We start from the raw sequence: 20,787 nt of genomic DNA on the forward strand, positions 1-20,787 counted from the left end.
GTATGGGTGTGATTGCGCGCTTGGACGGTTTCAACCGACGCCATCCGTGGAGTCACAACGATCACTACGGCCGGTGGGTTCTACGTAATCTGCGCGGAGTCAGGTCGGGTCGCGCTCTCGACGTGGGGAGCGGGACCGGCAATCTGATCGACCTCTTGCGGCGGCGGTTCGACGTGGTGGTCGGTGTGGAACCTGACCTGACGACGTCTGCCGCCGTGCGCGCAAGGTTTGTCGACGACGAGAACGTGATCATCGAAGCACGGCGGATCGAGGACTTTGCATCCGAGGCGAAGTACGACGCGATCACAGTCGTCGCGGCGTTGCATCATCTTCCACTCGAAGAGTCGATGAAGCGGCTGAGCGGCCTGCTCGAACCGGGCGGCCGGCTCGTCGTGGTCGGGTGTTATCGATCGACCACAGCCACCGACGCACTCCTGTCGGTGTTGGCGACCGTGTGCAATCCCGTCGTCGGCGTCGTCAAGCATCGACGGGTTGCCTCCGAGCCACTGAAGGCGATGACGGCTCCCATCGCGGAACCGGGTGAGTCGATGGCCGACGTCCGGCGCGCGGCCGCGTTGTGTTTGCCAGGTAGCCGGATCAGGAGACGACTGTTCTGGCGATACACCCTGATCTACGACGCGACCGTCGCTGCCGCGTCGGTGGGGGAGTGAGTAGACCGCTGCAGTTCGCGGGGAAATGCGCGTCGGCCGAACCCGACTATCACCAACGAACCGATCATCAGAGTGGCCCCGATGCCCGCCAGGTGCGAGAGCCCGCCACTGTCGACGACGGCCGCACCGAGCAGAGCACCCGTTGCAATCGCGATCTGGAACACGACGACGTAGATGGCCGAGGCACGGTCGGTCCCGATCGGGACAGCGCGCAGAACCGAGGACTGGAGGCAGATCGGAACGGTGGTGAACGCCGCACCCCACAAGATCGTGGCGACAACTGCGAACGCTCCCATCGACGGCGCCAAGAGCCAGAAGATGGCCAGCGCGCCTGCCACCGTCGCGATCGAGATGAGCGTGAAGAGACGCGGTCGGCGGTCGTAGTACTTGCCGGCGACCCACACTCCGACTGCGCCGGCGGCGCCGTAGACCAGAAGCATCGCGGTACGGATGCCACCGGACGAGCCGAGGCTTTCCTCCACCAGAAGTGTGAAGAACGTGTACGAAGCGAACTGCCCCAGGGCGGCAAACAGCGTTGCCGCGCAGATGACGGCGAGTGCCCGTTTCATCGCCGGTGTCGGCTTCGGTTTGTCTCGCTTGCTCCGATGGTGTTGATCGACCGGCATTTCGGGCAACGCACGATGCAGTGAGAAAGCAATGACCACTGCCACCAGCCCGATTGCCGCCGACGCAGTCCGCCAACCCCAGGATTGGCCGATCGCCGAAGACAGTGGACCTCCGAGAACAAAAGCGAGAGACGTACCGGCATACACCATCGCGATTGCCTTGCCCTGTTGTCCGCGCGGAACCAGAGTGGCTGCGACCGGGGCAACGACAGCCCAGAACACTCCGTGCGTCGCAGCGCAGAGCAATCGTCCGATCACCAGCATCGGATAGTTGACGGCCAATGCTGCGACCAGTTGCGACACCGCGAGGGTGGCCACCGTCAGAACGACGACGCGTCGGCGCGGCCAGGTTTTGACCGCTCCGATCAGCGGAAGCGTCAAGGCCGCGACACCGTATGCGTAGAAGGTCAGCAGTAGGCCGACACGCCCTTCGGTGACGTCGAGGTCCGTCGAGATTTCGCTGAGCAGTCCGACGGGGAGCATTTCGGCCGTCACGTAGGCGAAGGCTGCTCCGGCCAGTGTCATCAGCCGTAGCGTGGTTGCCTTCGGCAGTCGAGCAGTCATGTTGTGTAACGATACATGTATCGATACACACCTGCGCAATGGATATTTTGCACTCGCTATGCTGATGCTCATGGCCATACGTGCGCAGCGTTCGAGTCGACCGACGATGGCCGACGTCGCCAAGGCCGCAGGCGTGTCGGTGATGTCGGTGTCGTACTCCTTCGCACAGCCCGAGCGCGTGTCTGAATCAACGCGAGCCAAGGTGTTCGCCGCCGCCGAAGAGCTCGAGTACGCGGGCCCTAACCGGGCGGCGCAGTCCTTGCGGAGCGGGAAATTCAACAACATCGCGGTCGTCTTCAGCGAGAAGCTGACGTATGCCTTCGAAGACGCAGTAGCTCGGCGATTCCTCTCGGGAGTCGCCGAAGCGTGCCTGGATGCGAACGCCGGATTGATGATGCTGCCGAACTCGGGGAAACCGGGAGACGTCGACAGAGTTCGCGACGCGGCAGTAGACGGCTTTGTCGTCTGGACCACCGTCTTCGACGATCCCATCCTCGACGCGATTGTCGGCACCGGAAAACCCGCATGCATCCAGGGTGGGCCATTGCACGAGGGTGTGGATCTCGTCGGGATGGACGATGTTGCCGGCGCCGTTGCGATCGCGGCAGTCGGGTTGTCCGGGGCGCAGCGGCCCGCGGTGATCAGCCTTCCGTGGGATCGTGAGCGTCGGTCCGAGATTCGGATGGACGTGTTTTCAAGTGAAGCGTTCTTTCCGGTGTCCCGCCATCGGCTCGAGGGCTACGAGCGCGCCGTCCGCGACGCGGGCCTCGATTGGCCCTCGGTGCGGGTGGGGGTGGTCACCGTCAACGAGCGGAGCGAGGGTGCGCGGATGGCTCGGTCCCTTCTCGACGTTCCCGAGAGCCGAAGGCCCGATGTCATCTTGGCGATGAGTGACGAACTGGCTCTGGGGGTTCTGGACGCGACCCGTGAACTCGGCCTCGCGCTGCCCGACGATGTCGCAGTCGTCGGATGGGACGACACAACAGCCGCATCGGACGCCGGCTTGACCACAGTTCGCCAGTCCCTGTTCGATCAAGGGCGCAATGCAGCTCGCGTGGTTCTCGGGCTGGACGATGCGGTGGAGCCGGTCGAGTGGTCGGTGCGTCGGCGAACTTCGACACGATGATCACGCCGGTAGTGGTCGACGCTCTGCGTCTTCGGTGGTTCGTTCCTCCGGAACTCCTCGTGACGACACAAATGCCCGTCACGCGTGGACCGCTTTCGACGAGAATGCCTCCACTACCGGAGTGGTTCGCCGTCTACGGCTGATGTCGATGGAGTCCGACATGCTGCCCGACCCGAAGTTTCCGCACGGCCCGAACTGGGGTTGGGCATCGAGGCAATTCGTGTCCGGGTCCGAGCGGTTCTACGAGTTGGCCCGCGCGCCTCGCGCGTTGCGCTCGTATCAGCTGACCGATCGTCAATACGGGCCGCTGCGCGAGGACTTCCTCCTGGTCAACCTCGAGACGGCTGCTTGATCGTTGGGACCTGACACCGTTTTCATTCAGTGGACACAGACTCCAGCTGATCGGAACCAGTGTCTGCTCGACGAAACCGGTGCCAGGTGCTTCGACTAGCGCGCTCTGCCGACCACGTTCAGTGCGTATTTACCGGGCGGCGCCCCGACATGCTTGACGAAGTGCCGCGACAGGTGGGATTGATCGTGGAATCCGACGTCGACGGCCACGTCCGCCAATTCGCGCCCGGCGAGGATTGCGCGTCGCGCCAGATCGATTCGACGTCCCGTCACGTACTTGTGAGGCGGAAGCCCGAAATGCTTCGCGAAGTTCTTGATCAGATACGTGGGGTTCCGCTGCAGGATGTTCGACGCTTCCCGCATCGTGATTCCCGTTGTGAGTCGCGCATCGAGCAGGTCCCGAAGTTGATCGGCAACGCGTTCGTCAACGGTCGGCGTGTGACGGGATCGACCTGTGGCCGGCGTGAGGATCTGGTTCAATCTTTCAGCGAGGAACCCCAGGCGACTTTCGGCCTCGAGTGATTCGCCGTGTGGGCCGAGTGCAGAGTGCAGTTGATCGATGCGGTGGCGCAGCAGAGGGTCTCGAATCTCGGGGCTGTCCACCGCGGGGCCTATGAGGACCTCGCCGAGAACTGACGTGTCGAGGTAAAGGATTCGTTGACGAAATCCGGCCTCGGTGACCGGAACTCCGTCGTGTGCGATACCTGGCGGCAACAGAGTCACGATCTCGGGTGCCTCGCCATGAGCGCGATGATCGAGGTCGTATGCAATCGTGCCGCGGTCGACGAGCATCAGAGACCACTGATCGTGCGTGTGTTTGGGATAGGCGTGTCCGACGAAATCGGCATGGAAGACCTCGGTGATTCCCGCGAGGCCCGGTGCCCACGCGGTGATCTGTGCGCCGCGGGGATCCATGTCAGAAACGTACAAGACGCAGCTGCCTCGGGTGACGAAGAGTGGCGGGGTCGTCATCGCGATGGTGTCGCGCCCGAGGGAGGAACAACATGAACAGTTCGGCAACAGCGGTATCGCTCCGCGAGAAGTTCGGTCAGTTCGCCGAGCACTGGTCGCCCAAGAAGATTGCGGTCCTCAATGATTACGAGATCAAGATCGTCAAGATCAAAGGTGAATTCGTCTGGCACTCCCACACCGACACCGACGAAATGTTCCTGGTGACGAAGGGGCAGATTCGAATCCAACTCCGAAACGGAGATGTTCCACTGGGGCCCGGTGAACTGTTCGTGGTACCTCGCGGAGTCGAACATTGCCCGATCGCCGAGGAAGAAGCGGAGGTGATGTTGATCGAACCCGTCGGCGTGGTGAATACCGGGAACGTCGGAGGACCGCGAACTGCAGTGCTCGAGGACTTTTCGTAGTTACCGGCTCTTCCAATCCAGGGGATTGGTACGCAACGGCAGGGCCATTCCCGATCTCCAGAGCGTCGCCGCGCGAGAGTGCGGACGGAGCTCGACCTCGCGCCGCATCGATTGCGCGAACTCGTCGGTGAACCCTGTTCGCGGGTACTCCGCGATTGTTGCATCAACAGTTGCTCGCGGAATTTCGGGCGCACGCCGACCGGCAACGTCGAAATGCGCTGCGGCATGCAGTAGATAGGCGTCAGCGCCCGCGCCGCGGTCGACGGTCAGATCCATGTGCAGACGGATCGCTTCGCCGATTCGCTGTACCGACCTCTCCGAAGTTCCCACTCTGGTCGCGAGTTCTTCTGCGTCTGCGGCACTGATGTAGGTGAAACACCCGTGCTCGGCCGATCCTTTTGCGCCCAGTCCGACATCGTGAAGGGCGCACGCAGTGAAGAGATCTTCGGGGTCGTACTCGATCGCATCGATCTGCGCGAAGGCGTCGGCCCAGATCCAGCAGCGCAGGCTGTGGTTCAAGACCGCGGGGGAGAGGGTTCCTCTGGCGTGATCGAGCGCTTCGCTGCACAGCTTGGTGTCGGGGAGTGGGCGTTTGCGCAGTTCGGGTGTGCGAGTGGGGTAGCGGCCGAGCCGCAGCCGGAGCATCGACGGCGTGCTCATGGCCTGCGCAGCAGCCGCGCGGGTCATGAGCTGTATCTGCTCGAGGGTGGTCAGCTCACCAGGGCGCATCGAATTCCTGTCTGAGGTAGGGGACAGCTGGATATGAATCTAGTTGCCAGGTCTGATCCTTCGTTCGATATGAATATCTGTCGACGACGGAAACAAGGAATTATCCGAACAATATCGATCCGTTCGCACCAATCAACGGTTGAACCAATTCGGAAATCTCACCGCTCGCAACAATCAAGTTTCATCACGCAAAGACGGCGGGGCTGGCTCAGATGACGCCGAACCCGACGATCCCCGGGACTTCCGACGGGACGATGCGATGGAGCATGACCTTGTTGTTCTCGTTGCCGCCGACGGTCGTCAGAGTGCCGCCGTCGTTGACCAGAACGACGTTGACGTGTTGGCCGAAGGGGCTCGAGTCGCCGTACAGGATCGTGTCGCCGACCTTGGGCTGGTAGTCCTGACCGTAGGGGACAAACGCGTCGACGGACTCGTAATACTCCTGCAGCGTGTACACCCCGGGGATGCGCCACGACCCTGAGTTGGGGTTCGAGAACGGCGTGCCGATCTGGTTCATCGACCAGCTCACGAAATCGGCACACCACGATTCCTCGACGCCCTCGGCGTACTTGGTGCCGGGACTCCCTGACTCCCACTCTTGCTCGAGGACGCCCAGTAGCGCACTCTGCTGAGCGCTGAGAATGCCGTGGTCGACGGCCGGGAACGAATCGAGATTCTCGCCGGCAAGAGCGTCGTCGCCGCGCGCGAACCACCACAGTGCGCCGGCGACAGCTAGGACCACCACAACGCCGAATACGCCCAGAACAGCGAGAGTGCGTCTGGGCGTATTCGGTGCGTGCGACATCACGCCACGATAGTCAATTACTCGAGCGGGGGTGCCGAGCGATCGATCGTCGTCGCGAGTGGCTTCTCCTTGACGAAGAGCAACAGGACAACTGCCACGATGACCAAGGGGACGAGGTACAGGAAGATCGGCGCCAGCGCGTCGTTGTATGCACCGACGATGATCTCGCGAACCTGGCTGGGCAACTTCCAGAGGATTCCCGGGGTCAAGGAGTTCTCGTCACCACCGACCGCGCCGCCATTCGCGGGGAGTCGCTCGGCCAGGAGATTGGTCAGACGCGAGGCGAACAGGCTGCCCACGATCGCGCTGCCCAACGACGCACCGATCTGACGGAAGAAGTTGTTCGACGCGGTGGCCGTTCCCACTTCGGCCGCGGGGAAGGTGTTCTGCACGATCAAGATCAAGATCTGCATGACGAGGCCGAGGCCGATACCCATGAGTGCGATGTAGCAACCGAAGACCAGCAGTGAGGTCGACGGCGTCAGACGTGAGAGCAGGACCAGAGCGACTGCGACGATGGATGTTCCGACGATGGGGAAGATCTTGTAGCGGCCGGTCTTGCTGACGAGCTGACCGGATCCGATGGAGGCGACCAGCAGGCCTGCCATCATCGGAATCATCATCAGTCCTGCTTCGGTGGCGTTCTTGCCTGTCACCATCTGGATGTAGGTCGGCAGGTAGGCGAGCGCACCGAACATCGCGATGCCGATGATCAGACCCGCGACGGTGGTCAACACGAAGTTTCGCTGAGCGAACAGGTGCATCGGAATTACCGGTTCGTCAGCACGCTTCTCGACGAAGACAAACGCCACTGCGGTCACGATGCAGCCGATGATCAACCCGATGATGACGCCTGACCCCCAGGCGTAGGTGTTGCCGCCCCAGGTGGTGAACAGGATCAGACAGGTTGCGGCCGTTGCGACGAGGACCATTCCCAGATAGTCGATGCGAGGTTTGCCGAGGTTCGGCTTCCGCAGGTGAAGGAATGCCATTGCGCTCGCGATTGCGAGGAGCCCGAGGGGGATGTTGATCCAGAATGCCCAGCGCCAGCCGATGCCCTCGGTGAACCATCCACCGAGAAGGGGGCCGGCAACCGAAGCCAGTGCGAACACGCCGCCCATCGCACCCATGTACCGGCCGCGTTGCCTGGCCGGGACGACGTCGGCGATGATCGCCTGGGACAGCAGGATCAATCCGCCGCCGCCGAGTCCTTGCACGGCTCGACCAGCGATGAGTGTGGTCATGTCGTGGGACAGACCGCCGATCACCGAACCGACGATGAAAATGCTGATGGCGCCGATGAAGAGGCCCTTGCGCCCGATCAGGTCACCGAGTTTTCCGTACACCGGCATCATGACGGTCGAGGCGAGGATGTATGCCGTCGTCACCCAGACCATGTGGTTGACGCCGTTCAATTCGCCCACGATGGTCGGGAGCGCGGTGCTGAAGATCATCTGGTCGAGCGATGCCAGAAGCATCGTGATCATAAGCCCGACAAAAACGAGGATGATCGACCGTTTGTCCGGCGCGGCCTCGGTATCGGTATGCGTGCCGTCGGGCTCGACGGTCGCAGCTTCTCGAGTGGACATGTAGTTCCTTAGTTGAGTGACAGCTGGTGCGAGAGAGTGTGGATCAGCTCTCGGACCTGAGTATTCGAGCCATCAGGAGTAGCGCCGGATCAAGCAAGTCGGTTCTGGGGCTTGCCCGTTCACTGTTCTGCCATTTTCGGAAGACGTAACGCATCGCGGCGCCTGCGGTGATGACCGTTGCCGTGGCTTCGTCGGCAGCGGCTGTATCCGAGTGCAGGCGGCGATACTCGGTTCTGTGCGACAACTCCCGCGTGAGGATCCGGGTGAGCGTGTCTTCAAGATCGTGGAAGGTGGCCAGATGTTGTTGCAACAGCGTGGGATGACGTTCGAACAATTCGCGTCGATGCGCGAGCAGATCGGGTCGCTCGTCGACGATCTGCATCGCCGCCTCGAAGACCGCGAGGGCGCCGCGCAGCGGATCGTCCGGGTGCTCGCCGATGAGCGTGAGCATGGTTGCCTCACTTGGCACGACGAGCATGAGCCCACCGATCGCCGCGTCCTTGGTGGGGAAGTAGTTGAAGAACGTGCGGGTCGACAGATTGCAGGCCTCGCAGATCTTCTCGACGGTCACTTCGTCATAGCCCAGGTCGAGGACGAGTTCGACGGCAGTGTGCTCGATCAGCTGCCTCGTCGCAATTCGTTTTCGTTCGCGCAATCCGAGAGTTTCGGTTCCCATTTCATCCATAATTGCACAGAGTGCAAAGTTTCATCGAATGCAATATTTCGCCCAAGAATGCCTCATGAAATGCAAAAATGGGGATCGGGTGCCTGGTGGATAGGATGAACCGCGTGGAAGAAACCTTGCCCCCTTGCCCCGAATGCGCCGGCGAATACACCTACGAGATGGGCGCGTTGATGGTCTGCCCGTCCTGCGCGCACGAGTGGGCGCCGACCGATAGTGCCGGCGAGGACTCGGGTGTGGTGAAACTGGGTGTGGTGAAAGATGCCGTAGGCAACATCCTTGCGGACGGAGACACGGTGACGGTCGTCAAGACACTCAAGGTGAAGGGCAGTCCGACCGGCATCAAGTCAGGTACGAAAGTGCGCAACATCCGCCTTGTCCAGGGCGTTGGCGACCACGACATCGACTGCAAGGTCGACGGCATCGGACCGATGCAATTGAAGTCGAGTGTCGTCAAGAAGGTGTGACCGGACAGCGATAGATGTCGGCTCGAAATCCTGTTCAGTTTCGACGGTTCGATAGCCACAATCGAGGAGATCTTCGACCGCTCGAACGAATGGACCGAACTGTGCCGAACTCGATCTGCCTGACGCCCGCACTCGATAACACCACACTCGATACAGACGAGAAGTGGGAACGCATCGTCGATGCGCTGACACGCAGGGGATTCCTCGGCGCCGGGCTCGGTGTCGCGGCCGCGACCTTGCTGGCAGCGTGCAGCAGCGACGAAAACGGCTCGGCGCCAAGTGGTCTCGTCACAGTGCAGGATGAGACGGGCAGTGTCGAGATTCCGTCGGATCCGCAGCGAATGGTCATCGCCCACGTCAGCGCCATGGCGACGGTCCTCGACCTCGGTGTGCCGCCGGAGAAGATCGTCGGCGGCTTCTTCGGTCTCGAAGGGGTGGGCGGCGACGCGGTGTTGCGCACGATGCCGGAGGCGGCGAACATCCCGAACCTCGGCACGGCGGGAACGTGGAACAAGGAAGCGATCATCGGCGCGTCGCCGGATCTGATCGTCATGCTCCTGACCGCCGGAAATGCTTATGCGGCAAAGTCCTACGACGAACTCTCTGCGACCGGTGTTCCAGTGTTCGCCGGCTTCAACGGGTACCTCACGTGGGACGAGATGAAGAAGTTGGTCACCTCGATGGGCGTCGCGGTCCGACGGGAAGAAGCTGCTGCGGAATTGAACGCGAGAACGGAAGAGCGCCTCCTCACAATCAAGGATCGGCTCTCGGCCCTCGGCTCGCTACCGTCGGTGACGCTGCTGCGTACCGGCGAAAACGGTGTCGTCTACAACCAGGTCGACGCTCTTCTCGATGCTCTCGGTTTCCCGGGCGATCGAGCTACATCGGAGGAGTTCACCCGCACACTCACAGCGGAGCAACTCGATCAGGTGACCAGCGACGTGATCATCGTGGGTGCATTCCAGGACCAGCAGGACGTCCGCGCGCAGTTGGCAATGAACCCGCTCTGGGAGCGTCTTCCCGCTGTCCGCTCGGGGAACGTCCATTACGTCGACGACAGCCTGTGGGGCTCGGGCTATTCTCCTCGCGCCACCGAGCTGCGACTCGACGACATCGAGCGGATCTTCAGCTGACGCCACGCACGCATTCGGCTGGAGCTTCGGCCCCGGTAGGTCTCTCTACCGGTAGGGATCATCTGCTGAGCGGTAGATGAGTACGATGCCGTTCTGCGCTGGGTTGTTGCAAGTGAAGAGCACCTCACCGGCGGGGACGATGCCACAGTTCCAATCGCCGTAGGTGGTTCCGTCCAACGGTTTGTCGTACAGCATCGGGTAGGTCGCTTGCATCATCTTCATCGCTTCGACGCAGGTGGAGCCCCCACTCTTGATCAATACGTCGCGAGCCTTCCCGTCCTCGGCGGTCACCGTTCCACATGAGCCGCCCGTCGAACCGCCCGAGTTCGTGGGAGCTTCGTTGTACGCGCTTACCTCACAGGAATTGATCGAATTTTCCTGGGCCGATTCGAATGTCTCCCCGCTGTGGGGGAAGAACCAAACAAGGGACCGGTACATCCATGTGCCCTCGCAATCCCCGAGGTCGAACGCGACCACCGTCGCTTTCTCCGCGGATGCGGCTGCCACGCTGGAGGCGGACGTCACGTTCAGAGCGAGACCCGTGCCGTTTGCCTGCTCGCCGCCCCAGTTCTGCCACTCGATGTTGCTGACGGAGCCTGAGGCGCTACCGCCGTTGTACACCGTTTCAGGACGGACTTCTCCGTATCCGTTTTGCGAAGGTCCCCACACGCGTCCGAGGACCGGCTCCGACCTTTGGGGGACATTCGATGTGGGCGTTGGCTGCGCCTGTGGAGCCAATGCCTCCACATATCGGTAGTCGAACCCGTGAGTGGAGAAGGAAAATCCTCGTGTCGAGGTGTCGGACCGACATGACACTCCGGTTTCTTGGACGTTGCAGGAGAAGCCGTCGGTCGAGAGCGTCTGACCGTAGGGAAGAACCGGCGTCGTGCCATCCGTGCGCCAGAACAGTGCCTGGCTGAGCCTCGCGAACCGAGGATCGTCTGTCCTGTTGACCAGGATGGCATTTGGTCGGACGAGGTTGTCCGACCCGTGATCCGCCACGAGTGGGGCATCTTCGACGTCGATATCCGTGCTGGTTTTCGGCTGGCACCCCGCCATCTGAGTATCGGCCCCGCTCTGCGCGCTTGCCGTCAGAATTGCGCAACGCCACAGACCGCTCGGCGTCGTGAAGAAATATCCGGCCTGCCCACCCGAGGTGTATTGGAAACCTGCCGGATCGACCATTGCAGGAACGAGAGTCGTTGCGTCTCTATCCGGCGCCGCTTCCGCAGGTGTGGATGTCGCTGATGCCGACAACGCATCCTTGTCCGGGCCGGTCGGAGTGACCTGGTTCGCGCAAGATGCAGTTGTGAGCGCGGCCCAGACAACTAGTAGTGCTCCTATTGATCGTCCGCGGACGGGCACACGTGGCCTCATTTCATCAGTGCGTGTGGCGGATATTCAATTGCAGTAGAAACAAACTCGCTCACGAAGAACCTGGCCTCGTAACCTATCGGCAGATTGTCACGGTGGGTATCGGCTGTTCAGTCGACAGTGTCCGCGGGGGGCGAGCGGCATTGAAAGCATCGAGCAACAGCGCCAGGTAACTACCGTCGTGTCACCTCGACTTATCGGTGCATTACCTCGAGAATCATGACCATGGACAAAATCAGGTTCTTCGAGCTGGTCACCGAATGGTTCGAGGTACTCGGTGTTGTCGCCATGGTTCTCGGGTTCGTGTTCGCATTCGTGATCGCGGGGCGCGCATGGAGTCGAACGCGGGACGGTAGTTCGGCGTTTCGTACTCTGCGCGAGACCATGGGCGCGGTCATCCTTCTCGGCCTCGAGATCCTTGTCGCCGCTGATCTGGTGAAGACGGTGACGTCGTCGCCGTCGCTGACAGACGCCGCAGTTCTGGGCATGATCGTTCTTATTCGGACCGTGCTGAGCCTGTCGATTCAGATCGAGATCGACGGGGTACTTCCGTGGCGCAAGGCGTTGGTGTCAAGTCCGGAACTCCTGGTACGCGCAGCGCGCGGATCAGGAGGCCGCACGACGCCCGACGCGTCGAGTTCGTAGCGATAGCCGTTGCGAGTGAAAGGTCGGGCAGATGACAGCAGTGCGTACCGAGCATCTCACGGTCGACGAAAGGCGGGCGCGCGGCCGTCAGGCGCGTAGAGATACGCCATTGGCCGCGCTCGCGGATCTGGCAGAGAGTGACCGTGATCCGATATCACTGCTCGAGTTGCAGGCGAAGTCGCGGGTACAGGACCTGGTGCCCATCCGATACGGGCGGATGTCGGCATCGCGGTTCTCGTTCTTCCGCGGCGCTGCTCTGGTGATGGCCGACGATTTGTCACGCAGTCAGGATTCGGGTCTTGCCAGCCAACTCTGCGGCGACGCGCACCTGAGCAACTTCGGTATCTATGCGACGCCCGAGCGAAAGCTCGCGTTCGACATCAACGACTTCGACGAAACGTACCCGGGACCGTTCGAATGGGACGTGAAACGACTGGCCGCAAGTTTGGTGATCGCCGCAAAGGACAACGGATTTTCGGGCAAGGAGCGGAAGAAGATCGTTCGCGGATGCGCGGCCGAGTATCGGGAAACCATGATCACCCAGGCAGGATTGGGAAATCTTGCAGTCTGGTACTCGCACATCGCACCCGAGGACGGGCTCGAGGCTCTCCAGATCGACCTGAAGAAGCGCATGCTTGCTCGCACACAAGCGACGCTGGACAAGGCTCGTCGCCGCGACAGTGTGCAGGCGGCAGGCAAGTTCACCGAAATCGTCGACGGCCGGCGGCAATTCATCAGTGATCCGCCGCTGATCGTGCCCGCGAACGAGTTGTTCGCAGGGACCGATCTCACGCAGATCGAGGAGTTGCTACGTCAGCGCGTTCGGTCGTATCGGAGCACGCTGCAGTGGGACCGTCGGGTGTTGCTCGAAAGCTTCGAGATGACGCACATTGCGCGGAAGGTTGTCGGTGTCGGGAGCGTCGGAACACGCGCATGGATGATCCTCATGAAAGGCGTCGACGACGACGATCCGTTGATCCTGCAGGTCAAGGAAGCGCAACCCTCGGTATTGTCCGGCTACGTCGATGGTCCGACCTTCAAGAACGAAGGGGAACGCGTCGTCAACGGGCAACGCTTGATGCAAGCGACAAGCGACATCTTTCTCGGCTGGGAACGAGGGCCGGGGCTCGACGAGGGTGAGCACGATTTCTACATTCGTCAACTGCGTGACGGTAAAGGGTCGGCAGTCATCGAAGAGATGGTGCCGCAGGGGCTGGAACTCTACGGGCGCCTGTGCGCCAGGGTCCTTGCCTACGCACACGCTCGCTCGTCCGATCGGATAGCGATCGCCGAATATCTCGGTGACGGAACCGAATTCGATTTCGCGATCGGGGAGTTCGCGGCTGCCTACGCCAAGCGCAATGCTCGCGATCACGCCGCTCTGCTGACCGCGATCGACGACGGTCGCGTGTCAGCAGAGCGGGGAGTGTGACGACTCAGGCGAACGCGCCGTCGAGCCAACCCTGCCACGCTGCCGTTGCTGATCCACCGTCAGCACCCTCTGCGAAGAGGTGATGGGCCGCGTCGACGGTGCCGCCGAAAGCATTTCGGCCGTAGAACCGCAGCAATGCGTCCTGGGTGCGCAAGCCGATGAACCAGTCGTTGATGTAGTCGACAATCGCGTCGACGGTTCCGATTCCGGGGACTTCCACCGACGCGGAGTCACCGACAGCGGCGCCCGAGGTGATTCCGAGGGCGCTGCGAAGCGTTCCCATCGCTTGCGGCGCGGACGAGGATTCCGGGCCTTCAGCCGAGACATAGGCGGTGGGCCTGCCGGCGAAGTACCGCACGTACTGGCCGAGACTGTGCAGGTAGAAGTCCGTGTGCTTGCTCGCGCCGTCGTACTGGTTGTCCCAGTCCTCGGCAAACACTCCGGCGTGGACGTAGCGGACAACGGCGGTGCTCTCGTCGCGGGCCTCGACGACGTATTCGAGGTTGTTGAACCAGCCGTCGGGGCCTTGCATGTGGATGGCGAGTTCGCGGGGTGGCTCCCACGTGGCGATGATCGGGCTGTCCGGGCGGCTGCCGTCGGCGGGGATCTCGAGAGGGGAGGGGAACATCCAGCCGGCCGTTTCGGCCGAGATGGCGGCCCAGATCTGCTCGGGGGTTCCTGGGACGACCACCTCGCGGCGGATTTCGAATTTCTCGGACATTGCTACTTCTCCGTTTCGGGCGCGTCGATCGCTTGGGTTGTGATGGTTTGGGGTGTGGTGAGGCTGGGATGCAGGGCGACAACGAGGCGGTGTTTGCGTCCGCCTTCGGAATTGCCGTCGTGATACTTGGCGACGAGTGAGTTGATCGACTCCCCGAGTTCGCCGGCGAAGGCGGCGCGGTCGGCCGCCGTGGCAAAGGTGATGTCGCTGTCGATGGCAAAGGACGCCAACGGTTTTCCGGCCGCAGTTGCGCCGGCGATCAGTTCGCCGACCTCTCGGACGATCCGCGCTGCGAGACTGACGAGCCAGCGCGCCGAGAGTTGATCGGGGAACCGGCCCGGGTCCGGGGCGAGCGCCGACATGGCGGCAGGGGATATGACGTACGACGCGGCGCTGGCCTGCATGATTCGCTCGGTCATGTTGCCTCGCTTGCGTTCCTCGACGAGCTCGACAAGTCCGTGGTCTTCGAGAGTGCGCAGGTGATAGTTCACCTTCTGGCGTGTCAGCCCGATCCGGGGCGCCAGCGAGGATGCCGATCCCGGCACCGCCAATTCGGCCAGAATCCGTTGCCGAATCGGATCGAGCGACGCCTCGGCAGCTCCGGGGCGATCGATGACTGCTACGTCCAACATGAGAAAACCATCCCACCGACAACTGAATCTGTCAAGACAGAAAAAATTGTCGGTGGGATGGTTTCGGAGGTTCGCTATCGCTTGAGGTCGGGCGGGTTGTTCAGATCCCGCGCCGAGTACGTGTCACACGACGAAATCTGGCCGGTCTGGTATCCGGTCTTGAACCACGCCTGCCGCTGTGCGGAGGAGCCGTGTGTCCAGCCTTCGGGGTTGACCCGACCGGTCGTGGACTTCTGGATGCGGTCGTCGCCCACCGATGACGCCGCCGAGAGGGCGTCTCGAATATCGCTCTCGGACAAGGGCTTCAGGAATGGTTGACCGGTCGCTTCGTCGGGAATCGTGTCCGCAAAATGTGCCCAGACGCCGGCGTAGCAATCGGCCTGGAGTTCGGTGCGAACCGCACCCGACTGCTCACCCTGCGGGTCGGCCTGCGCGCGGCCGATGTCGCCGAGCTGATTCTGGATGTGATGTCCGAACTCGTGCGCGACCACGTACTCCTGTGCGAGCGGTCCGGCGCTGGAACCGAAACGGTCGACGAGTAGTTGGAAGAAACTCGTGTCGAAGTACGCCGTTTGGTCCGCCGGGCAGTAGAACGGACCGACGTCACTCGACGCCTGGCCGCAACCGGTGTTGACCGAACCGCTGAACAAGACAACTTCGGGACGCACGTACGCCGTGCCGGTCTGCTTCACCAACTGCTGTTCCCAAACGTCGTCGAGGCTTCCGACGGTCAGCGTTACTCGGCAGTTCACATCGGCGTTGGCCTGAGCGCCGGTGCACTCGTCGACCGACGACAGTCCGGTCGACGAACTCGAAGTCTCGGTGGACGTGCCCAGTAATGAGCCGGGATCGCCGCCGAACAACAGCGCCAGGATCAGAACGATAATGCCGCCCGCGCCACCGCCGATCGCGATTTTGCCGCCGCGGCCACCGCCACCCCCGCCGCCTTGAACCTGAACGCGTCCCGCTTCGCCGCGGGCCCCCTCGTTGAAGGTCATCTATGTCCGCTTTCTGCTGTCGTGAACAAGTGCTTGCCGTCACTTCTGGAGATAGCTTCGCATGCGATGCGGGTCCGCGTTTCCGCTCTGCGCAGTTCGCTCCGTAGGATCGCAGGCAAAGTAGTCGGTCGTCGGTTATTGGAAGTAGTTCGAAAGGAATCCCGTGCTGCGCACACATCTCGCCGGTTCATTGCGACCCGAGCAGGCAGAGCAGACCGTAACGCTCACCGGTTGGGTAGCCAGGCGTCGTGATCACGGCGGAGTGATCTTCATTGATCTCCGTGATGCATCCGGAGTTGCGCAGGTAGTTTTCCGGGCAGGTGACGTGGCCGAGCAGGCGCACCGTCTGCGCGCGGAATACTGCGTTCGCGTGACCGGAACGGTCGAGGTTCGCCCCGAGGGCAACCAGAACTTCGAGATCCCCACCGGAGCAATCGAGGTCAACGCCACTGAACTCGAGGTTCTCAACGAAAGCGCACCGCTGCCGTTCCAGCTCGACGATCAGGTCGGCGAAGAAGCGCGCCTCAAGTACCGCTACCTCGACCTGCGTCGTGAAGGCCCCGGCTCCGCAATTCGCTTGCGCTCCAAGGTAAGTGCTGCAGCGCGCGGCGTTCTCGCGCATCACGAGTTCGTCGAGGTCGAGACTCCGACGCTCACGCGCTCGACGCCCGAGGGTGCCCGTGACTTCCTGGTGCCGTCGCGCCTTCAGCCCGGTAGCTTCTACGCACTGCCGCAGAGCCCGCAGCTGTTCAAGCAGCTCCTCATGGTCGGCGGCATCGAGCGCTACTACCAGATCGCACGTTGCTACCGCGACGAGGATTTCCGCGCCGATCGCCAGCCCGAGTTCACTCAGCTCGACATCGAGATGGCTTTCGTCAACCAGGACGACATCATCCTGCTCGCCGAGGAAATCCTGACGGCGCTCTGGAAGCTCGTCGGCCACGAGATCAAGACGCCGATCGACCGCATGACCTACACCGAGGCAATGCGTCGTTACGGCAGCGACAAGCCGGACCTGCGTTTCGACATCGAACTCGTCGAGTGCATGGACTTCTTCAAGGACACGACGTTCCGCGTGTTCCAGGCGGAGTACGTCGGCGCCGTCGTGATGCCCGGCGGTGCAAGCCAGCCGCGCAAGCAACTCGACGCCTGGCAGGAATGGGCCAAGCAGCGTGGGGCCAAGGGTCTGGCGTACGTGTTGGTCGGTGAAGACGGCACTCTCGGTGGACCTGTTGCCAAGAACCTGACCGACGCCGAGCGTGAGGGCCTGGCCGCCCACGTCGGAGCTCAGCCGGGAGACTGCGTCTTCTTCGCAGCTGGTGCAACGAAGCCGATGCGCGCCCTCCTCGGCGCTGCCCGTGGTGAGATCGCCCGCAAGAAGGACCTCATCGATCCTGACGCGTGGGCGTTCGTGTGGATCGTCGACGCTCCGATGTTCGAGCCGACCGCCGACGCCACTGCATCCGGTGACGTCGCTCTCGGCCACTCCGCGTGGACCGCCGTGCACCACGCGTTCACGTCGCCGAAGCCGGAGTTCTTCGACACGTTCGACACCGATCCGGATTCCGCTCTCGCCTACGCGTACGACATCGTCTGCAACGGCAACGAGATCGGCGGCGGCAGTATTCGTATCCACCGCAAGGACATTCAGGAACGAGTGTTCAAGGTGATGGGTATCTCCGAGGAAGAGGCGCAGGAGCAGTTCGGCTTCCTCCTCGACGCCTTCGCCTTCGGTGCGCCGCCGCACGGCGGAATCGCATTCGGCTGGGACCGCATCACCGCGCTCCTCGCCGGCATGGATTCCATCCGTGAGGTCATCGCGTTCCCGAAGTCCGGCGGCGGCGTCGACCCGCTGACGGATGCTCCGGCACCGATCTCGGCTCAGCAGCGCAAGGAATCGGGTATCGACGCGAAGCCCGAGAAGAAGTCAGAGGACAAGAAGTCCGAAGGCGACACCGGCGAAGCCAAGTAGAGCCGACACCGGATCGCCATGCTGCATTTGCGGGTGATCTGCCCGACCGAGCGCACCGAGCAAGTTCTCGGTGCGCTCGCGTCGCAGCGGGGCGCGACACACATCGTCGTGATGCGCGACGTCGCGGTTCATCCTGCCGGCGACATGGTGGAGGCCGACGTCGCCCGTGAGGCGGCAAACGACGTCGTCGATGCCCTGAACGAACTCGGCGTCGCCGAGGACGGCGGAATGACGCTCGTACCGGTCGAGACGGTGTTGTCGGCGGCGGCGCGCAAAGCCGAGCGTGACGTGCCTGGTGATCCCGCGGATTCCGTCGTGTGGGAGGAATTGCTGTCCCGCACTCGCGAAGAGTCGACTCTCAACGGATTGTTCGTCGCGTTCCTGACCATTGCGTGTCTGCTGGCCGCGATCGGCGTCGTGACCGACTCTCAGATCACGATCGTCGGCGCCATGGTCGTCGGTCCGGAGTTCGGTCCGCTGGCTGCTTTGGCAGTCGCACTCGTACGGCGGGATCGACGGTTGCGTCGGCGTTCGATTCTCGCGCTTGCCGTCGGATTCCCCATCGCGATGGGCGTGACGCTTGCCGCAACGTTCGTGGTGAAGTTCTTCGGATGGATGGACGTCGTCAGTCTCGAGTCACTCCACGAGGTCGATTTCGTATACAAGGTCGGGCCCATTTCGTTTGTCGTCGCGCTTCTTGCCGGTGCGGCTGGGATGCTGGCACTCGTCTCGTCGAAGTCCGCTGCCTTGGTCGGGGTGTTCATCTCTGTCACCACGGTTCCTGCCGCCGGTTTCGCGGTGGTTGCGGCAGCAAACGGAGAATGGCGGATCGCCGGGTTGTCGTCTCTGCAACTGGCTGTCAACCTGCTCGGGATCGTCACTGCCTGCGTGCTTGTTCTCTGGCTCAGAACCCGGGCCGACGAGGAATTCGAAGCAGCGTTGAAAGGCATTTCTCGATTTGTCGACGAGGACAAGACTCCATGACGTCGCAGGTTCGGAGTTCTGCTCACCGACAGCAAAATTCTCGAGAGAACTGTGTGCCGGTGTGGCGATTGGGGACTTTTGTCATCGCCGCAGGTAGTCGGCAATTTCTGTTGCTGTGAGGCCTTGAATTCTCCGCTGCGAGCGGACGAGCTGGGCATGATCGGAGTCACTAACGGGTAAGTTGGTCGGTGATGACCGCATTACTGGCAGACCCCGTTTCCGAAGTCGTCGCAGCTGCTGAGCAGTTGCTGACACGCCGCACAGGGGCACCCGTAACCCTGGTGGATCCAGTCGATCTCGGGGGGAGTGGCCGCACCGTCGTGCTACGCGTACGTGTCGCCGAGAACCCGTTCTCGCTGCCTCGAACGCTGGTGATCAAGCAGGTCCGCGACAACTTCCAGGGAGCCACCAAAACCGCGATTGCGCTCCCCGCCGCGTCCGAAGGTGACTTCGACGTCGAGACCGCTTTCCTTCGTGAAGCGGTGTCGTATCAGTTCGCCAACGCGCTTGCCAAGGACGCACGCCCCGGCGCCGAACTGTTGGCGTCCGACCTCGATGCTCGCCTCTTGATCCTGAGTGATCTCGGCGACGCCACCGCAATCAGCGTCCGACTCGAAGACTCCGACCCGGACACCGTCACTCACACGCTGATGGCCATGGCGCAGGCCATGGGGCGCATGCACGCCGCGACCGTCGGCCGTGAGGACGACTTCACCGCACTGCTGCGTCGAGCCGAGGTCGCCCATTGCTCCGATGAAGTGGCGGATCAGGTGGGACGCGCAGTGGCCGGTGTTCCCGCGATGTTGGTGGAAAGTCTCGGCATCGATGTGAGTTCGGACATTCTCGAGCAGGTTCAGCACGCGCAGACACTGTTCAGTGGCGGTCGATTCCGTGCCTTCAGTCCGTCGGACCTGTGCCCAGACAACATCATCGTCAACGACGACGGCGTGCAGTTCCTCGACTACGAGTGGGGTGGCTACCGGGACGCCCTCCTCGACATCACCTACGCGTTGGTGTCGTTCCCCGGTTGCCTGTGCAACATCGACCTGACCGAAGAGCGGGCGTCGGCGATGGTCGATGCCTGGCGGGCCGAGGTCGTCGGGATGTGGCCGGCCCTGGCCGACGAGGCCGAATTGGGGCGCAGGATCGTCGAGGCCCAACTCATCTGGGTCTGGCTCAGCACCTATCTGTACCTGCCCGAGGATCATTCACGTATCGCCGCTGTCCGCGAGCACTATCTCTCGATTCCACGGGCCGACGCACTGGTGGGACGCTGGGCAAGACTCGCGCGTTCGGCGAAGCTCGCCGGCAACGACGCCGTCGAGGCACACGCCCGCGACGTCGTGGCGGCGCTGCGCACCGAGTTCAGTTGAGTTTCTGACTGATCACACGCAGAAGGGCGCCCGTGCATGCAGCACGAGCGCCCTTTTTCGGTCGAGTCCGCTCAGTTGTCGGAGACCAGATCGTTCTCGGACAGGTCCGTCGCCGCGAGCGCCGTCGCCAGATCAGGATGGCGGAACGTCGACGTCACCTGGTCGGCCACGACTCGGAAAGCCGAGGCCAGGGTCGCGGACTTGTCCGGTTCGGCCGCCCACGTTGCGGTCTGTTCGACGACGACCACGCCATGGTGGACGTACATCTTCCCGGGGACGAGCGTGATGCCGGCGTTGGTGGCCCACTCGCGCAGGGCAGCGAGTCCCTGGCTCGCGCCCTTGGGGCCGCCTACCTCGATGTCGTCACTCGACAACTGCAGAAGCGTGTCGATGTCTTGGGAGTTGAGTGCATCGTGCCACGCGAGGACGGTGGCGATCTCGGAGGTGCTCATGGCGACAACGCTATTACAGCGCCTTTGCCGAGGACGTGAGGGCTGGCGGAACTGCGGGTTGTGTCAAGCGTCGGTGGTCTCTAGT

22 protein-coding genes are annotated in these 20,787 nt (G+C 62.4%); 11 read left to right on the forward strand and 11 right to left on the reverse strand.

Annotated features, from left to right (window positions below):
• The first annotated feature begins 2 nt into the window (after positions 1–2).
• Positions 3–671, forward strand: a complete 669-nt coding sequence (locus R4P70_RS22585) for a class I SAM-dependent methyltransferase (RefSeq protein ID WP_317831874.1) — start codon at positions 3–5, stop codon at positions 669–671.
• On the opposite strand, the gene R4P70_RS22590 is transcribed toward R4P70_RS22585, so the two are convergent.
• Complete coding sequence (locus R4P70_RS22590; protein WP_317831876.1) at positions 632–1,861, reverse strand: MFS transporter; 1,230 nt, start codon at positions 1,859–1,861, stop codon at positions 632–634. The two genes, R4P70_RS22585 and R4P70_RS22590, sit on opposite strands and share 40 nt — an antisense overlap.
• Positions 1,862–1,931: 70 nt before the next feature.
• Between R4P70_RS22590 and R4P70_RS22595 the strand changes: the two genes are divergently transcribed.
• Together R4P70_RS22595 and R4P70_RS22600 are read left to right on the forward strand one after the other, a co-directional pair.
• A complete protein-coding gene (locus tag R4P70_RS22595) occupies positions 1,932–2,987 on the forward strand; it encodes a LacI family DNA-binding transcriptional regulator (RefSeq protein WP_232253454.1) in 1,056 nt (351 codons plus the stop codon).
• Between the two features lie 34 nt (positions 2,988–3,021).
• The gene (locus tag R4P70_RS22600) at positions 3,022–3,339 is read left to right on the forward strand and encodes a hypothetical protein (RefSeq protein ID WP_317831880.1); all 318 of its coding nucleotides are present in this window, start codon (positions 3,022–3,024) and stop codon (positions 3,337–3,339) included.
• Between the two features lie 95 nt (positions 3,340–3,434).
• On the opposite strand, the gene R4P70_RS22605 is transcribed toward R4P70_RS22600, so the two are convergent.
• The gene (locus R4P70_RS22605) at positions 3,435–4,253 is read right to left on the reverse strand and encodes an AraC family transcriptional regulator (protein WP_317831882.1); all 819 of its coding nucleotides are present in this window, start codon (positions 4,251–4,253) and stop codon (positions 3,435–3,437) included.
• A gap of 89 nt (positions 4,254–4,342) precedes the next feature.
• On the opposite strand from R4P70_RS22605, the gene R4P70_RS22610 reads away from it, so the two are divergent.
• A complete protein-coding gene (locus R4P70_RS22610) occupies positions 4,343–4,714 on the forward strand; it encodes a cupin domain-containing protein (protein ID WP_317831885.1) in 372 nt (123 codons plus the stop codon).
• Here R4P70_RS22610 and R4P70_RS22615 read toward each other — a convergent pair whose 3' ends face one another.
• The 4 genes from R4P70_RS22615 to R4P70_RS22630 form a co-directional block, all read right to left on the reverse strand.
• Complete coding sequence (locus R4P70_RS22615; RefSeq protein ID WP_317831887.1) at positions 4,715–5,443, reverse strand: HD domain-containing protein; 729 nt, start codon at positions 5,441–5,443, stop codon at positions 4,715–4,717.
• A gap of 208 nt (positions 5,444–5,651) precedes the next feature.
• On the reverse strand, positions 5,652–6,248 hold the full coding sequence (locus tag R4P70_RS22620) for a CHAP domain-containing protein (RefSeq protein ID WP_317831889.1): 597 nt from the start codon (positions 6,246–6,248) through the stop codon (positions 5,652–5,654).
• Positions 6,249–6,265: 17 nt separating this feature from the next.
• Complete coding sequence (locus R4P70_RS22625) at positions 6,266–7,837, reverse strand: MDR family MFS transporter (protein WP_317831891.1); 1,572 nt, start codon at positions 7,835–7,837, stop codon at positions 6,266–6,268.
• A 43-nt stretch (positions 7,838–7,880) separates the two neighbouring features.
• Entirely contained in the window at positions 7,881–8,513 is a 633-nt protein-coding gene (locus R4P70_RS22630) for a TetR/AcrR family transcriptional regulator (protein ID WP_024487257.1), read from the reverse strand.
• A 104-nt stretch (positions 8,514–8,617) separates the two neighbouring features.
• Here R4P70_RS22630 and R4P70_RS22635 point away from each other — a divergent pair, with 104 nt between their 5' ends.
• The gene (locus R4P70_RS22635; RefSeq protein WP_167343323.1) at positions 8,618–8,986 is read left to right on the forward strand and encodes a zinc ribbon domain-containing protein YjdM; all 369 of its coding nucleotides are present in this window, start codon (positions 8,618–8,620) and stop codon (positions 8,984–8,986) included.
• 101 nt (positions 8,987–9,087) lie between these two features.
• Entirely contained in the window at positions 9,088–10,119 is a 1,032-nt protein-coding gene (locus R4P70_RS22640; RefSeq protein ID WP_317831895.1) for an ABC transporter substrate-binding protein, read from the forward strand.
• A gap of 45 nt (positions 10,120–10,164) precedes the next feature.
• Here R4P70_RS22640 and R4P70_RS22645 read toward each other — a convergent pair whose 3' ends face one another.
• Complete coding sequence (locus tag R4P70_RS22645; RefSeq protein ID WP_317831897.1) at positions 10,165–11,304, reverse strand: hypothetical protein; 1,140 nt, start codon at positions 11,302–11,304, stop codon at positions 10,165–10,167.
• A 414-nt stretch (positions 11,305–11,718) separates the two neighbouring features.
• Between R4P70_RS22645 and R4P70_RS22650 the strand changes: the two genes are divergently transcribed.
• Positions 11,719–12,138, forward strand: coding sequence for a DUF1622 domain-containing protein (locus R4P70_RS22650; protein ID WP_007728052.1), 420 nt, complete (start codon positions 11,719–11,721; stop codon positions 12,136–12,138).
• Between the two features lie 31 nt (positions 12,139–12,169).
• Entirely contained in the window at positions 12,170–13,570 is a 1,401-nt protein-coding gene (locus tag R4P70_RS22655; RefSeq protein WP_317831899.1) for a DUF2252 domain-containing protein, read from the forward strand.
• A gap of 4 nt (positions 13,571–13,574) precedes the next feature.
• Here the strand turns inward: R4P70_RS22655 and R4P70_RS22660 are convergent, their stop codons facing one another.
• The 3 genes from R4P70_RS22660 to R4P70_RS22670 all read right to left on the reverse strand — a co-directional run bounded on the left by R4P70_RS22660 (position 13,575) and on the right by R4P70_RS22670 (position 15,921).
• A complete protein-coding gene (locus R4P70_RS22660) occupies positions 13,575–14,291 on the reverse strand; it encodes an SRPBCC domain-containing protein (RefSeq protein ID WP_315873160.1) in 717 nt (238 codons plus the stop codon).
• 2 nt (positions 14,292–14,293) lie between these two features.
• The gene (locus R4P70_RS22665) at positions 14,294–14,923 is read right to left on the reverse strand and encodes an ArsR/SmtB family transcription factor (protein ID WP_007728048.1); all 630 of its coding nucleotides are present in this window, start codon (positions 14,921–14,923) and stop codon (positions 14,294–14,296) included.
• 74 nt (positions 14,924–14,997) lie between these two features.
• Entirely contained in the window at positions 14,998–15,921 is a 924-nt protein-coding gene (locus R4P70_RS22670; protein WP_042448761.1) for a neutral zinc metallopeptidase, read from the reverse strand.
• A gap of 163 nt (positions 15,922–16,084) precedes the next feature.
• On the opposite strand from R4P70_RS22670, the gene aspS reads away from it, so the two are divergent.
• The 3 genes from aspS (at position 16,085) to R4P70_RS22685 (ending at position 20,250) form a co-directional block, all read left to right on the forward strand.
• Positions 16,085–17,893: an aspartate--tRNA ligase gene (aspS, locus tag R4P70_RS22675; RefSeq protein ID WP_003944808.1), complete on the forward strand. Its 1,809-nt coding sequence runs from the start codon at positions 16,085–16,087 to the stop codon at positions 17,891–17,893.
• An 18-nt stretch (positions 17,894–17,911) separates the two neighbouring features.
• Complete coding sequence (locus R4P70_RS22680) at positions 17,912–18,877, forward strand: DUF389 domain-containing protein (RefSeq protein WP_007728045.1); 966 nt, start codon at positions 17,912–17,914, stop codon at positions 18,875–18,877.
• Between the two features lie 191 nt (positions 18,878–19,068).
• The gene (locus R4P70_RS22685; protein WP_024487255.1) at positions 19,069–20,250 is read left to right on the forward strand and encodes a kinase; all 1,182 of its coding nucleotides are present in this window, start codon (positions 19,069–19,071) and stop codon (positions 20,248–20,250) included.
• Positions 20,251–20,321: 71 nt separating this feature from the next.
• Here the strand turns inward: R4P70_RS22685 and R4P70_RS22690 are convergent, their stop codons facing one another.
• Complete coding sequence (locus R4P70_RS22690) at positions 20,322–20,702, reverse strand: nuclear transport factor 2 family protein (RefSeq protein WP_019748359.1); 381 nt, start codon at positions 20,700–20,702, stop codon at positions 20,322–20,324.
• Positions 20,703–20,787 lie beyond the last annotated feature (85 nt).

It is taken from the genome of Rhodococcus sp. IEGM 1241, assembly GCF_033142365.1.
GTDB classification, from domain to species: domain Bacteria; phylum Actinomycetota; class Actinomycetes; order Mycobacteriales; family Mycobacteriaceae; genus Rhodococcus_F; species Rhodococcus_F erythropolis.